Source organism: Neorhizobium sp. NCHU2750 (assembly GCF_003597675.1).
Taxonomy (GTDB): Bacteria; Pseudomonadota; Alphaproteobacteria; order Rhizobiales; family Rhizobiaceae; genus Neorhizobium.
Map to the genome: position 1 here is coordinate 4,199,620 of NZ_CP030827.1, position 14,654 is coordinate 4,214,273.

The following is a 14,654-nucleotide window of genomic DNA, read 5'->3' on the forward strand; positions in this document are numbered from 1 at the left end:
GAAGCGGGCCGCCTGATCGACCGGCCGGCTTGGCCGTAAGCTTTGGCTACGACGCGCGCCGGCCGGTCGACCATGCGACTTCGCTTGAGCCAACAGAGCGTTTCAATTTAACCAGGAAAGGCTCTAAGGTCCTTGGCGTCATAGGCCATGGAAGGATGTTTTATGCCGGACGAAAACAGGGAAACACTCAACGGCGCCTGCCATTGCGGCACGGTGCGCTTTCACGTCCGTCTGACGGATGGCTTTAGCACGGCAAGGCGCTGCAACTGTTCCTATTGCCGGATGCGCGGAGCGATCGCCGTGTCGGCCGATCTGGAAGACATAGAGATCGTCGCCGGCGAGGATGCGCTGACCCTCTACCAGTTCAACAGCAAGACGGCGAAACACTATTTCTGCTCCGTCTGCGGCATCTACACCCACCACCAGCGGCGGTCGAACACGCAGCAATACGGCATCAACGTCGCCTGTCTCGAAGGCGTCAGCCCGTTTGACTTTGCCGAAGTGCCGGTGGCGGACGGTGTGTCGCATCCGGCCGATGGCCCAGCCGGAAGCAAGTCCCGTCTTTTCGGTGTTCTGAAATTTATCGCGGAATGACGTCTGTTGACTGGGCGGCGGTCAGTTGGTCGCCGTCTTTGCCTTGTCGTTGGCGGCAAGCTTGGCCCAGGAATTCTGCTGGGTCAGCATCGAGCGCAGATAGGTGACATTGGCATCGGCCTGCTGCTGCGAAAGTTCCTTGCGGGCAATCGTCTCGGCTTCCGAGAAGCGCCCCTGAAGGCCCACGACCAAAGCCAGGTTCTGTCGCACGCGGCTGTCGGCAGCCGGCTGCTGGGCGGCACTGCGCATGTAGGTTTCGGCCGTTTTCAGGTCGCCGGAAAGCACGTAGGACATGCCGAGATTGGACATCACGCTCGGTTCGTTCGGCTGCGTCTGCAACGCCATGCGATATTTCTGCCGGGCCTCGTCCGAACGCCCCATCTGGTCGAGCACGGCACCCTCTGCCGAGAACAGCCGCCAGTCCGGATGATCCGGCGTCTGCGCCCGGTCGATCGTGGCGAGCGCCTGTTCGAGCTGGCCGGCGGCCGCCTGCGCCTTGCCATAGGCGGCCAGCACCTGGCGGTCGGTCGGATTGGCGATCGCCACCTGCTGCATCACTGCGAGCGCCTGGTCATTCTTGCCCGTCATGCCGAGAATACTGGCATAGCGCAGCCCGATATCCTTGTTTTTCGGATCCTTGACATAGTCTGCACCGGCCGCCCTTTCGGCCACGGCCAGTTCGGAAGCATTCATCGAATCGAGTGGCGCCGACGAAACCCGGGGAATCGAGCCGGTCGTGATATTGTCGTTCTTCGTCGTGTTGCAGCCTGTGACGATCATGCCGAGGCAGATCATGGCGGCAGCGCGCGCGACCGAGGACCGGGAAAGGGATGAGAGCGAAAAGGCGGTCTTTGCTGCAGTCATCATGGTCTCGTCGATCCGTTGCATTGCCGTCCGTCACCGCCATCGGCAGGTGACGCATTTCCCCCTCAGCAATAAACTGTTAACCCTAACGAACCGTTAATTTCAGTGATTCCTGAAGGTTACGAAGACGCCATGACCCCCTTCCAGCATATTTCCCGCCCGTCCCCGTTCGCGCCCGTCGGTGCCGTCACCAAGCCCGTTCTGGCCGTCACTCCCTCTGTTCTGGACGATGGCACGCTGCCTGCCTCGACCGTTGCCTGGGCGTCCGCTGCAGGCTTCAAGGCGGAAGCCGGCGCCGTTCTGGCTGTCCCCGGCGAAGCTGAAACGGTCTCGACCGTGCTTTTCGGTCTCGGCAGCGATCCGGCCGACGCGCCTTTCATTTCCGGCAAGCTGGCAAAGCTCCTGCCGCCCGGCGATTGGTCGATCGACGCTGCGGGGATCAAGGCCGAACATCTGGCACTGGGCTTCGGCCTCGGCAGTTATTCCTTCGGCAAGTACAAGTCGGAAAAGGCCAGGGAGGCGCGCATCGCCATCCCGGATGCGGTCGATGCTGCCGATATCGAGCGGCAGCTTGCAGGCATTGAACTTGCCCGCGATCTCATCAACACCCCGACAAACGACATGGGGCCGGATAATCTGGAAGCGGCCTTCCGGGCGCTCGGCAGCCATTACGGCGCCACCCTCTTCTCGATCGTCGGGGAAGAGCTGCTGGAAAAGAATTTCCCGCTCATTCACACCGTCGGCCGCGCCAGCGCCGTCGCGCCCCGTCTGCTTGAGATGCGCTGGGGCAAGCAGGGCGATCCGAAGGTCACGCTCGTCGGCAAGGGCGTCTGCTTCGATACGGGCGGCCTCGACCTGAAGACCGCAGCCGGCATGGCGCTGATGAAAAAGGATATGGGCGGTGCGGCCAATGTCATGGGCCTCGCATTGATGATCATGGATGCAGGGCTGCCGGTCGATCTCACCGTGCTCGTGCCGGCCGTCGAGAATTCCGTCGCCGGAAACGCCTTCCGTCCGGGCGATATCTGCAAGAGCCGCAAGGGCATCACCGTCCAGATCGACAACACCGATGCCGAGGGCAGACTGATCCTCGCCGATGCGCTTGCCTATGCCGACGAGACGCCTGCCGATCTTCTCATTGACATGGCGACCCTGACGGGAGCGGCCCGCGTTGCGCTCGGTACCGAACTTGCGCCATTCTTTACCGATGACGAGATGCTTGCCGGCAAGCTGTCGGCCGCCGCGAGGGACGCCGCCGATCCCGTCTGGCGCATGCCGCTGTGGATGGGCTACGACAAAGATCTCCGCACCCGTGCGGCCGATATCACCAATGCCCCTTCCGGCGGCATGGGCGGTGCCATCACTGCGGCCCTGTTCCTCAAGCGGTTTGTCACTGCATCTCCAAGCTGGATCCATTTCGACATCTACGGCTGGAACCCTGCAGACAAGCCGCATGCGCCGATCGGCGGCGAGGCTTTCGCCATCCGCGCGCTCTATCGCGTCATCCAGGATCTGGCGGCCGGCAAGGTCTGACGGGAAAACCGACCGGTAAGAATTTATGACTAGAGCCTTTCCTGGTTAAATTGAAGCGCTCTGCCGGAGCAGATTTTCGACAGGGCAAAGGCGATTGGCGACGGGCATACCCTACGGTACGTCCGAGCCGATCGCCTTTGATCCTGGCGGAAAGATGCCCGGCCCTTCGGGTTGGCTTGAGCCAACAGAGCGTTTCAATTTAACCAGGAAAGGCTCTAGGCTCGGGCCGGTTTCGATTTTGGCCCGGAGTTCTGCATATGCCGGTTGAGCTGACCGCGACCGAGGCACTCGGCCTCTGGCATCGCGTCGCCTTGGAAGAGGTGAGGGGAGAAGCGCCCGACCTGACGCTGCGGCAGATGGCCATCCTCCTCGAGATCTACATGGTGCCGCCCCCGCATACCGTGCGGGGGCTCGCCGAAACGCTCGGCGTCAGCAAGCCGGTCATCACCCGTGCGCTCGATACGATGGGCGAGCTTGGCCTCGTCGAGCGCGAACGGGATGATCGCGATCGCCGCAATGTCGTGATAAAACGCACCGTCGCCGGCGCGCTTTATCTGGAAAAGCTCGGTGACCTGATCATCCGCGAAGGAAGACGCGCCGCGTCTTGAAGGATTTGCCTATGGAACTCGACAGACGCCTCAATGCCTTTCGTCCGGACCTCGCGGCAGACACGCTTGAGGGCAGGGTAGAGGCGGCCCGCTTCGTCAGGGGGGAACCCGCCTCCGTCATCGTGCCCGTCGCGGCCCTTCGTCCCGTGCCCGATCTCGCCCGCGGCATCGATACCGAACTCCTCCATGGCGAAGGCATCCGCGTCTTCGACAGGGCAGCAGGCTTCGCCTGGGTCCAGTCGGACTGGGATGGTTATGTCGGTTACCTGCCGGAAGAGATGATCGGCCCGCAGAGCGCCCCCACCCACCGCATCACCGCCCCGCGCACCTTCCTTTATCCTCAGGCCGAACTGCGCAAGCCACCCGTCACATCGCTCTCCATGGGCAGCCTCATCACGGTCGTCGGCGAGGCGGAGACGCGCGGCACGCGCTATTTCCTGCTTCCAAGTGGAGAAGCAGTCATTGCGGCCCATTGCCTGCCCGTCGGCGAGACTGCGGGCGACGACTATGTGGCGATAGCCTCGCGCCTTCTGGAAACGCCGTATCTCTGGGGCGGCCGATCCGGCTTCGGGATCGATTGTTCCGGCCTCGTGCAACTGGCGCTGATGATGGTCGGCAAAAAGGCGCCGCGCGATTCCGACATGCAGGCCAGCTTCGGCGAGCCGATCGGGCGCGAAGAGCTGCGACGCGGCGATCTCGTCTTCTGGAAGGGCCATGTCGGCATCATGGAGGACGCAGAAACCCTGTTGCACGCCAACGGCCACACGATGACGGTGGCGCGCGAGAATTTCGAGGCCGCGGTCAAGCGTATCGGCTGGCTCTATGATCTGCCGACTGGTTACCGGCGTATAGTCTGAACGGCTTTCCGGCTGTTGTCGACGTGACGTAGGCGATCACAGGAATGTTGCGGTTGGTCCATGGTATCGTCATGTTCCAACCCTTATCTTGATAGAGAAGACAGGCCGAAAGAAATGCAGATCGAGGACTACGGAGTGAATCCCATGCTGAAAGGTGCCTGGCTTTTGCCTGCAGCAATGCTGGTTGCGCTTATTCTGGTCGCACTGCCGGCAACGGTATTCGCGGCGGATAGCAATCCCTTCGGCAAGTCGATGAACAGCTATTTCAAGGATCTTCCGGGCGTTGCTCCACAGACCGGGGCGCAGGCGTCCAAGCCCGATGATTACAGCTGCACCAGCGATATCGGCTATGTGTCCCGTTATGGCGGTCGCTACTATGGTCTCGGCTGGCATGACGTGCCGGTCCGCCTCTATCATTGCAAGGCGGCAAACGGCGCGATCTATACCGGCACGCACATGCCGAACACCCAATGGGTGCCGGGCCTGAACCCGAAGTTCCTGCCCGAATAAAGATTTCGTCGGATAAGCTTGCAGGATGGAGCCCCAGCCGGGGCGCCGCATGCCCGGTTCTCGTTATCTCGATTACTGCTGTGCTTCAGCAACCGGTCGCGGATTGCCGTCGGCGTCGACCGCCACCATGATGAACACGGCTTCCGTCACCTTTTCGCGGGTATGCTCGTAATGCCTGCGGGTCCATGCCTCGATATTGAGGGTGATCGAAGTGCGGCCGACCTTCTTGATGCTGGTATAGACGCAGAGCGTATCGCCGATCTTGACCGGCTTCTTGAACACGATCTCATGGACCGCAACCGTGACCGTGCGCCCGCCGGCAAGCTCGTTTGCCCGCACAAAGGCCGCAAGGTCCATCTGCGACATGACCCAGCCACCGAATATGTCACCTGCAGGGTTTGCGTCGGCGGGCATGGCGATGGTTCTGAGCGTCATTTCCATGTCGGTGGGGGAGGGAGCATTCATAATTGCGGTTCCTTTGCGCGTGATTTCTACGGCGAAGGCCTAGGGGATAGCGGTCCAATTTGACAAACGTCTATTGCGCTGCGCTGCCCTTCGCAAAACGCAAGTCGGGCCGGAAAATGCTTATCGGCGTTTGGGTGGCAGAAGATGAATCGGACATGGTTTGGGAGTGACGTTCCGATGGTCGCAAAAGCTTTGGGAAAGTGGCGGTGCTGCGAGGAAGACACGACCGTTTCTGCAGCGGAGCCGAAACAATTATCCGGGCCGCTCGCTTTGTAAGCAAGTGGCGATGCGAATTTGCAATTTCGGATAATGAAGTCCAATCAAGGACTTAAGAATGGAATGGTGCCCAGAAGAGGACTCGAACCTCCACACCCTTTCGGGTACCAGCACCTGAAGCTGGCGCGTCTACCAATTCCGCCATCTGGGCGACGGAGAGCCATGTACGGGGCAGGGGCTGACCTGTCAACCGGGTTTTTGAAGTTTCTGTGTCAGCCGGCAAAAAACTTTCAAATTGGCTCTTCAGCCTGATGTCTGATCACCCGTATTCGCGGCTTTTCTGTCCAGATGGCCGAGGTCGCGGTCCGGGTCGATAACATCGCGTATCCTCTGCTTGAGCTCCTTCGGTCCCGGAAAGCCGCCGTCGCGTTTCCTCTCCCAGATCAGTGTGCCGTCGATGCGGATCTCGAACACGCCGCCGGTGCCGGGTATGAGGCCGACTTGTCCAAGTGCGTCGCCGAATGTCTGCAGCAGTTCCTGCGCCATCCAGCCGGCCCGAAGCAGCCAGTTGCACTGGGTGCAGTAGAGGATCGTGACATGCGGCCCGGTCGTCGAAGAGGGCGCCGTGGAGGAGGGCGCTGTTGACGAAGGCGCCGCCGCAGGCGCCTGGCCGGGCTGCGAGGCTTCCAGCGCGAGCTTGACCATGGTGGCAAGGTCGCTGTCGGCGAAGCCCGCCTGTGCCGCGCCCTCGAAACTCTTCAGGGCCGCCTGCATGGCGGGGATGGCGACGCCGATATGATTGGCATAGTCGCGTACCACGGTCAGGTCCTTTACCACGCCGGACACGGGAAAGCCGATATGATCGGTTTCGCCAAGCACGACCGGCAGCCGGCCTTTCATGGCCGGGCTTGCCGCGGGGCTGCCGGACAAAACGTCGATCATCCGCTCGCGCGCCAGCCCGGCCCTGCCTCCAAGCTGCAGCGCCTCCTTCAGGCTTTCCCACAGGCCCGACAGCATCATGTTGTTGATCAGCTTCGCGGCTGCCCCATGGCCGAGCGCGCCGACATGGTGGATACGGTCGGACAACACGTCCGCGACCGGCAGGAAGCGTTGGAAATCCCCGTCGGCGCCGCCGATATAAAGGCCGGCCTTTCCGCCAAGCAGGGTTTCCGGACCACCGGAGATCGGCGCGTCTATCAGCCTCGCCCCACGCTGCTCCAGGGCCTGCTGGTGGCTGCGGAGCGTCAGAGGGCTGACCGTACTGGTGTCGACGATCAACTTGCCGGTGAGATCGAGTTCTTCGATCCCGGCAAGGACGGCATGCACGGCAGCATCGTCGAGAAGCGCCAGAATGATGATGTCCGAATCGAGAACCACACGGGCCAGATCGACGGCGATGGTCACACCGGCGAGCTCTCGCGAAGCAAGGTCCGGCGAAATGCCGCTGCGGCTCCATCCGCTGACGGTAAAATCATGCGCGGCAAGTCGCGCCGCCATGGCGCGCCCCATCCGCCCCAGTCCGATAATGCCGATGCGCGTCCTCGTCATGTGTCGAAATTCCTTTCCCTGCTCCGCTTCCGGACATCAGTCCTATCCCGTCCCGCCGACAAAAGCCATTTCCCACAACTGGGGCGGCAGCAAATGTATCGTCAGGGAACAAACAGCGGTTGCGGGCATTGTACCGACTGGAAAAGGAGGAAACGAAATGGCTTATGATCCGAATCCGAATGAAAATCGTCCGGACCTTCGCACCCCGCCGGACCTTCGCACCCCGGTAGAGCCTCGTAGCGGCTCTTCCTGGATGGGCTGGGTCGCGGTACTGGCGGTGATCGTCGTCGGTGCATTCGTCTGGTCGCAGATGGGCGGCTCGTCGACCGATCCGACCACGACCTCGTCGACCACGGCTCCGGCCGCGCAACAGCCGGCCCCGGCTCCGGCAGCACCCGCAGCCCCGGCCACTCCGGCGCCTGCCACCCCCGCAACGCCTGCACCGGCAACGGGCGGCAGCCAGCAGCAGTAAGCACTGACATCGTATGAAAAGCCAAAGGCCGCCCGCTCATCGAGCCGGCGGCCTTTGTCGTTTTGATGACCCGAGAAGCTGCGGCTTCGCTCAGAACTCGTCCCAGCCGGGCTCTGCGGCGAGCGCCGTGGAGCCGACAGTGCGAAGCGTCGCAGCTGCCCTCGCGGGTGCCGGTCGAGCAGGTGCTGCATGCCTTCCGGCAGGAGCCGTGTGAGCTTCCCTGCGTCCCACCATCGGGCCGGTCTGGTCGAAACGGAACTGTTCGAGCAGCGTGAATAGCGCCTGCGATTCATGGGCGAGGCTGCGGCTTGCCGCGGTCTGCTGCTCCACCATCGCGGCGTTCTGCTGCGTGCCGTGATCGACGTCGTTGATTGCCTGGTTGATATTGCCGAGCGCCAGCGACTGTTCGCGCGACGCATCGATGATGGCGACGATGTCCGAGTTGATCCGGTGAACATGCCCGCCAATCTCCTGCAGCGCCGATCCGGCCTTGCTGACTAGGCTGACACCGCTGGTGACATGGTTGCTCGACGTGGTGATCAGCGCCTTGATCTCCTTGGCCGCACCTGCCGAACGCTGCGCCAGTTCGCGCACTTCCTGGGCAACGACGGCAAAGCCCTTGCCGGCCTCGCCGGCGCGTGCCGCCTCGACACCGGCATTGAGCGCCAGAAGGTTCGTCTGGAAGGCAATCTCGTCGATCACGCCGATAATATTGGAAATCTCGCGGGAAGAATTCTCGATCGCGTCCATGGCCTGGATCGCCTGGCGAACTATCTCGCCGGAATGCTCGGCATGGGTTGTGGCTGTCTTCACCAGTGACCCGGATTCTTCGGCGCGATGGCTGGAATCCTTGACCGTCGTGGTGATCTCTTCCAGCGCAGCAGCGGTCTGTTCTACAGATGCCGCCTGACGCTCTGTGCGTTGTGCCAGATCGTCTGCGGCAATGCGGACCTCGTTGGAACTGGCGGCAATGGCCTGCGCGTTGTCAGCAACGGTCGCCATAGCATTGCCGAGCTTGCGGGAAGCGGCATTGAAGTCGGTCCGCAGCTTTTCGAGCGAAGCAATGAAGGGCCGCTCGATCGTCTGCGACAGATCGCCATCGGCGAGCTTGGTAAGGCAGGAGGCCAGCTGCTCGACATTTTCAACGCGTTGCGTGACGTCGGTGGCGAACTTGACGACCTTGATCACTCTGCCGTTGTCGTCGAAGACCGGATTGTAGGACGCCTGGATGAACACCTGGCGTCCGCCCTTGCTGACGCGGGTGAATTCGCCGGCAACGAATTCGCCCGAGAGAAGGCGCTCCCAGAAACGCGCATAGTCTGATGAGGACGCATAGGCCTGATCGACGAAGATGCGGTGATGGCGTCCGACAATCTCGTCGAGCTTGTAGCCGAGCGCCGCCAGGAAATTCTCGTTGGCACCGATGATCGTGCCGTCCGTGTTGAACTCGATGGTTGCCTGAGCGCGCGAGATGGCATTGATCTTCGCAGCGCTGTCCAGTGCATAGAGCTTCGCTTCGGTGATGTCGTTGGCGAATTTAATCACCTTCAGTACCTTGCCGGCACTGTTCTTGACCGGATTGTAGTTGCCGCGGATATAGACTTCCTTGCCGCCCTTGCCGATCCGCTTGAAATCGTTGGAAAAAAACCGGCCCTTTCTGAGATCGCTCCAGAAGGCGGTATATTCCGGTGACCTGGCATAGGCCTGCTCGACGAACATGCTGTGATGCTTGCCCACAAGTTCCGCCGGTTGGTAACCCATCAGGTCGCAGAAGTTTTTGTTCGCCTTTAGGATGCGTCCCTCAAGATCGAATTCGATGATGGCCATCGACAGATCGACGGCGGAAAGTACTTGGTCTGAATTGGACTGAAATAAAGCCATATCTGATGTTCCTCAAAATGAGGTGTGTTGCTGAAAGAACTGGTATTTACATACGATACCGGAGTTAATTTCCTGATAATACAATAGGTTGCATGTTGCTACGCAGGGTTTTGGTTGATTTTCGTAGGCAAACGCCTTGGTTGTTTTTTCGTCGCCCTGTTAACCATTCGTTAACCAAACTGGCCAACGATTGCGTTGTCCGAAACCGCGGTTCCTAGAACCGGCTTGGCCAGGAGAAGCACATGACACTTGTGACGCTGCCCGGAAAAATTCTCGACAAGGCGCATCATACGCTGCTTTTGATGCAGGAGGATGCCGCCTGCCATGCAATCTGCGTGCTGAATGACAGCCGGATCGGCAACGTTCGCTCCAAGCTTCGGCTCATCGAGACGATCGCGGCGCGCAAGCTCGACCACGGTGAAATAGCCTTTGACGGGCGGGTCTGGATCACCACAGCCGATCTGCCGCACCCGACACCGCATTGATAAAGCGGCAGCCCTACCGGCCAAGTGCCTGCAGCGCCGCCATTATGTCCCGCTCGTCATAGGGTTTGCTCAAGAGCCTTGCCCCGGCAGGGGCTCCCTCCGGCAGTCGGCTTTCGCCGGTCGCGAATATGACGGCAAGGCCGGGCTTGATCACCACTGCACGCTGCGCTAGTTCCTCACCGCCGATGTCGGGCAGCCCGATATCCGTCAGCAGGACGTCGATCGAGGCATTGGCGAGTTCGGAAAGCGCTTCCCTGCCGTTGCCGGCCTCAATCACGTCATGCCCGAGTTCCGCCAGGATATCGGCCGTGTTGGAGCGGATGAGAAAGTCGTCCTCGACCAGCAGGATCGTCATCCGCCGGACCTCAGTTGCCGTGGCATCGGGCTGAGCGGTCTGCCGGCCTGCAACCTCTTCAAGCTGCTTCTGGTTGGCGATCACATGGCGCATGCGCCGTGCCAGCGCCTCGCGTGTATAGGGCTTGGAGAGAAGCTCGACGCCGACATCGAGAATGCCGCCGTGAACGATCGAATTTTCGGTATAGCCGGAGGTGAACAGCACCGCGAGATTGGGCAGTCGCTCCTTGGCGCGCCGCGCCATCTCCCGGCTCTTTAGCGGTCCGGGCATGACGACATCGGTGAAGATCACGTCGATCGGTATGCCGCTTTCGACAACGTTGAGACCCGCCTGCGCATCCTTCGCCGACAGAACCCGATAACCGAGATCGGCCAGCGTCTCGATGACGGTGTTGCGCACCTCTTCGTCGTCCTCGACGACAAGCACGGTCTCGCTTCCCCCGACGACCGGGCCACCATGGACCACGACCTCGCGGTCTTCATCCGCCACCGAGCGCGGCAGATAGACCTTGACCGTCGTGCCCTGACCGATTTCGCTGTAGATCTTCACATGGCCGCCCGATTGTTTGACGAAGCCATAGACCATCGAAAGCCCGAGCCCGGTGCCCTTGCCTTCCGGCTTGGTCGAGAAGAATGGCTCGAACACTTTTTCCAGCACCTCCGCCGTCATGCCCGATCCGGTATCGGTCACCGCGAGCATCACATATTGCCCGGCCGCAACCTCGGCATGGCCGCGTGCATAGTCCTGGTCGAGAAAGGCATTGCCGACCTCGATCGTCAGCTTGCCATAGCCCTCCATCGCGTCGCGTGCATTGATGGCAAGGTTGAGCAGGGCGTTTTCCACCTGGGTCGGGTCGGCATAGGTATTCCAAAGCCCGCCGCTGGCGATCACCTCCACCTCGACCGCTTCCCCCAGCGAGCGCCGCAGCAGGTCGTCCATGCCGCCGATGAACCGGCCGATATTGATCACCCGCGGTTCAAGCGCCTGCCGTCTGCCGAAGGCAAGCAACTGACTGGCAAGCTTGGCGCCGCGGCTGACCCCGGCCAGCGCATTGGCAACCCGCCGTTCGGCCTGTTCGTTGCCTGCAATATCCCTGGCGAGAAGCTGGAGATTGCCGGACACGACCTGCAAGAGATTGTTGAAATCATGCGCAACGCCGCCGGTCAGTTGTCCGATCGATTCCATCTTCTGCGCCTGCTGCAGCGCCCGCTCGGCCTGGCGCCTTTCGGCGATCTCGGCCTCGACGCGCGCCTCGAGGCTCTCGTTCAGCTGCTTGAGCTGCTCTTCCGCCCGCAGCCGGTGGCGCACCTGCCGCTCCAGATTGCTGGCATGTTCCTGCAGGCTGGCCTCTGCCGCCCGCTGGTCGGTAATGTCCGTATGCACGCCGACCCATTCCTCGATCTCGCCATCGGCATCGAGGATCGGCACGGCCCGGATCGCAAATGTCCGGTAGATCCCGTCATGCCGTCGCACCCGGTGTTCCCAGATATAGGTCGTCTTGGCGGCGACGGCCGTCTGCCAGCTGGCAACCGATCCGGCCCGATCATCGGGATGGACGGCGTCCGACCAGCCGTATCCCCGATATTCCTCCTCGGATTGCCCCGTCAGGGAAGCCCAGCCCGGCTGCTGGCCCAGCATCCTGCCGTCGGCGGTATTCGTCCACAACACGCCATGGATGGCGTTGACCGCCGCCCTGAACCGGCCATTGCTGCGCCGAAGCGCGTTTTCCGTCTGCTTGCGATCGTCGATATCGATGATCAGCACGTAGATGCCGTCGATTTCGCCCCTTGCGGTTCGGCGTGGCACATAGCGCACTTCCGCCATCCGCTCGGTGCCGTCGGGGCGTCGGATCAGCGTATCGGTGACGACCGTATCGCCCGCCATGGCCTCGTCGATCATCGGCTTGCGGACTCGGTAATTCCTTTCTCCGATCACCTCCGATGCCGTCCTGCCGAGCACCTCGCTACCGGAAAGCCCGAACCATTCGATATAGCCCTCATTGGCAAAGCGATAGACGTGATCGCGGTCGAGAAAGCCGACCAGGATCGGCAAGGCATTGGTCAGCCGGTCCAGTTCCTCGCGGCTCTCGGCAAGATCGGCCACCGCCTTCACCTTCTCGGTATTCTCGAGCACGGTGCACAGCACGCCGTCCACCTTGCCGCTCTCCGCGTAGATCGGCGTGTAGAACAGGTCGAAGATGACTTCCTCCGGCGCGCCGTTGCGGTTGAGCGTCATCGGCTGGTCGCGGAACGACTGCACCTCTCCGCGAAAGCCGGCGGCGAGTATCTTGCTGTTCCACTCCCAGATCTCCGGCCAAATGCCGGGAACCGTTTCGCCAAGCGCACGCGGATGATAATTGCCGGCGATCTCGATATAGCCGTCATTATAGATCATCACATGGTCATCGCCCCACATCAGCACCTGCGGAATGGGCGAATTGACGATCGAATTGACCTTGACCCTCAGGTGTTGCGGCCATTGCGATATCGGCCCGAGTGAGGTCTTCGACCAGTCGAACGAACGGACGAGCGCACCGGCTTCGCCTCCGCCAATAGGCCAAAGGGCGGATACGACCTGATTGTTCATGAAGTCACCGAATGCATGGGAATGAGACAAGCGCGCAGTATATGGAGCAGCGGCCTTGTTTTCCAATGGGTTTCAAGCGGAATTGCGCGATTGGCAAGGAACTGTACGGTCATGGTGAAAAACTGCCTGACGGACTGGCGGGAAGGCACACTGATCCCTTGGCGATCTGGGGCATTTGCAGTTCGGACGGGGCGCTGAAAGCTGCCTCGCATAAATAAAGTAAAGTGACACCTCTCAGCGCCCCGTTCGGCAGTTTTTATCCGCGACTCCGGTCTCTCTGCCTTGGCTTGTTCGGGATGATCTTTCGCCGCCGGGCCCTCCGTCTGAAACGGACGGACTGTCAAAGCCCTGCGAAACCATCCTTCAAAGCCACCCTGTGTGCCGCACAGGCACGCCCGGCGCGCTATTCGGGCATCAAGGGACGACAGGCCGGTCCGTACCTCGCCGCCTCTCCCCGTGTCGCCGGAGGGAGATCATTTTCCGCGGACCCCGGTGATGAAGACTTACGTCCTTCCTTCACCCCCGGAACCGATCCCGCCTCGCCGGCACGACTGCCGGTGTATCCGCGACGGAACGGCATGATTGTAGGCACGGGTTTTGGGGGTGGGGATGAAGATCGGCGAAATTTTTTCCGCGCGGCCTTCAGGCCGCTGCATCACCGTGCGACGATGAGATAGGCCGAGATTGTCAGCACTGACAGGATGGTGGTGATCAGCACCACGCGGCCCGTCAGGCTCGCTTCCCTGCCGTAGAATTCCGCCAGCATGAAAGGCCCGGTGCCGGTCGGCAGCGCGGCAAGCAGCACGACCGTATGCACGGATAGCGGCGCAAGGCCGAGCATTGGGCCGGCGACGATCCATGTCACGATCGGCTGTGCCACGAGCTTCAGCCCGACGAGAATGCCTGTCGTGGAAACCCGGCTTGCGGCTGTGGCTGCCTGTGGTCCGGCAAGGAACAGGCCGAGCGCAATCAGCGCGCAGGGCGACGCCGCGCCCGACAGCAGCTTCAGGAAGGAATCGACGGGCGCCGGCAGGGGCAGGCCCGACAGCATGAAGACTGCGCCGAGAACGGGCGACACCAGCAGCGGGTTCTTGCAGAGCGAAACAAGGGTCTTGAACACGATGTCACGGCGCCGGGTCTCGGATTGAAGCCCAGCCTCGATCAGGATGATGGCGACCGCAAACAGCACGCAGACGGTGATGATGGAGGCAATCAGCGTCGGCGCCATGCCGCTCTCGCCGATGAGTGATAGCACGAGTGGAAAGCCGACAAAGCCGGTATTGGCGTAGCTGGCATTCAGCGCATCGATGGCGGCATCCGCCAGATGCCGGCCCTTCGCCAGCCGCCAGAAGATCGTGCCGGCAAAGATGATTGCACAGCCGGCGCTGAAGGCAACGATGAAGCCCGGCTGCCAGATCTGCTCGACCTTCGCTTTCGCCATGATGTCGAACAGCAGTGCCGGCAGCGCTAGATAGACGACCAGCCTGTTGACCTCCCGCGTGGCATTGGGCCCGAGCGCACCGCTCTTTCGGGCGATCCAGCCGGCAAGAATAAGGGCGAAGATGGGCAGGACGATCAGCAGGTTGGTCAGCATGTCGGAAAGCTCGAATTGGCGATGCCCGTTGCCTAGCCCGGATGATCGATATAATCCAATATCATTTCAATGCATCATCAATACTC

13 protein-coding genes, 1 tRNA gene and 1 pseudogene are annotated in these 14,654 nt (G+C 61.4%); 7 read left to right on the forward strand and 8 right to left on the reverse strand.

Annotated elements, in window-relative coordinates; translation table 11 throughout:
• Positions 1-162 precede the first annotated feature (162 nt).
• A complete protein-coding gene (locus NCHU2750_RS20190) occupies positions 163-594 on the forward strand; it encodes a GFA family protein (protein ID WP_119942543.1) in 432 nt (143 codons plus the stop codon).
• Between the two features lie 21 nt (positions 595-615).
• Here the strand turns inward: NCHU2750_RS20190 and NCHU2750_RS20195 are convergent, their stop codons facing one another.
• Complete coding sequence (locus NCHU2750_RS20195) at positions 616-1,458, reverse strand: tetratricopeptide repeat protein (protein WP_119943603.1); 843 nt, start codon at positions 1,456-1,458, stop codon at positions 616-618.
• 132 nt (positions 1,459-1,590) lie between these two features.
• Here NCHU2750_RS20195 and NCHU2750_RS20200 point away from each other — a divergent pair, with 132 nt between their 5' ends.
• The 4 genes from NCHU2750_RS20200 to NCHU2750_RS20215 all read left to right on the forward strand — a co-directional run bounded on the left by NCHU2750_RS20200 (position 1,591) and on the right by NCHU2750_RS20215 (position 4,966).
• Entirely contained in the window at positions 1,591-2,991 is a 1,401-nt protein-coding gene (locus NCHU2750_RS20200; protein ID WP_119942545.1) for a leucyl aminopeptidase family protein, read from the forward strand.
• 257 nt (positions 2,992-3,248) lie between these two features.
• Complete coding sequence (locus NCHU2750_RS20205; protein WP_119942547.1) at positions 3,249-3,599, forward strand: MarR family transcriptional regulator; 351 nt, start codon at positions 3,249-3,251, stop codon at positions 3,597-3,599.
• Positions 3,600-3,610: 11 nt separating this feature from the next.
• Positions 3,611-4,456, forward strand: a complete 846-nt coding sequence (locus NCHU2750_RS20210; protein WP_119942549.1) for a C40 family peptidase — start codon at positions 3,611-3,613, stop codon at positions 4,454-4,456.
• Between the two features lie 144 nt (positions 4,457-4,600).
• Positions 4,601-4,966: a hypothetical protein gene (locus tag NCHU2750_RS20215; protein ID WP_162939688.1), complete on the forward strand. Its 366-nt coding sequence runs from the start codon at positions 4,601-4,603 to the stop codon at positions 4,964-4,966.
• 72 nt (positions 4,967-5,038) lie between these two features.
• Here the strand turns inward: NCHU2750_RS20215 and NCHU2750_RS20220 are convergent, their stop codons facing one another.
• The 4 genes and pseudogenes from NCHU2750_RS20220 to NCHU2750_RS20230 all read right to left on the reverse strand — a co-directional run.
• Positions 5,039-5,431 carry an acyl-CoA thioesterase gene (locus tag NCHU2750_RS20220; RefSeq protein ID WP_119942553.1) on the reverse strand — a complete coding sequence of 131 codons (393 nt, stop codon included), beginning with the start codon at positions 5,429-5,431 and terminating at the stop codon, positions 5,039-5,041.
• A 340-nt stretch (positions 5,432-5,771) separates the two neighbouring features.
• Positions 5,772-5,858: transfer RNA gene (locus NCHU2750_RS20225), tRNA-Leu, on the reverse strand.
• A 92-nt stretch (positions 5,859-5,950) separates the two neighbouring features.
• Complete coding sequence (locus NCHU2750_RS30845) at positions 5,951-6,352, reverse strand: SelT/SelW/SelH family protein (protein WP_205583910.1); 402 nt, start codon at positions 6,350-6,352, stop codon at positions 5,951-5,953.
• A 48-nt stretch (positions 6,353-6,400) separates the two neighbouring features.
• Positions 6,401-7,195: pseudogene (locus NCHU2750_RS20230) on the reverse strand (NAD(P)-dependent oxidoreductase); the annotation flags it as partial.
• 157 nt (positions 7,196-7,352) lie between these two features.
• Here NCHU2750_RS20230 and NCHU2750_RS30615 point away from each other — a divergent pair.
• Entirely contained in the window at positions 7,353-7,667 is a 315-nt protein-coding gene (locus NCHU2750_RS30615; RefSeq protein WP_162939689.1) for a hypothetical protein, read from the forward strand.
• Positions 7,668-7,757: 90 nt separating this feature from the next.
• Here NCHU2750_RS30615 and NCHU2750_RS20240 read toward each other — a convergent pair whose 3' ends face one another.
• A complete protein-coding gene (locus NCHU2750_RS20240) occupies positions 7,758-9,548 on the reverse strand; it encodes a methyl-accepting chemotaxis protein (RefSeq protein WP_119942557.1) in 1,791 nt (596 codons plus the stop codon).
• Positions 9,549-9,790: 242 nt separating this feature from the next.
• On the opposite strand from NCHU2750_RS20240, the gene NCHU2750_RS20245 reads away from it, so the two are divergent.
• Positions 9,791-10,033 carry a hypothetical protein gene (locus NCHU2750_RS20245; protein WP_119942559.1) on the forward strand — a complete coding sequence of 81 codons (243 nt, stop codon included), beginning with the start codon at positions 9,791-9,793 and terminating at the stop codon, positions 10,031-10,033.
• Between the two features lie 13 nt (positions 10,034-10,046).
• On the opposite strand, the gene NCHU2750_RS20250 is transcribed toward NCHU2750_RS20245, so the two are convergent.
• A complete protein-coding gene (locus NCHU2750_RS20250; protein ID WP_119943605.1) occupies positions 10,047-12,974 on the reverse strand; it encodes a PAS domain-containing protein in 2,928 nt (975 codons plus the stop codon).
• A 655-nt stretch (positions 12,975-13,629) separates the two neighbouring features.
• Complete coding sequence (locus NCHU2750_RS20255; protein ID WP_119942561.1) at positions 13,630-14,568, reverse strand: AEC family transporter; 939 nt, start codon at positions 14,566-14,568, stop codon at positions 13,630-13,632.
• Positions 14,569-14,654: the final 86 nt, after the last annotated feature.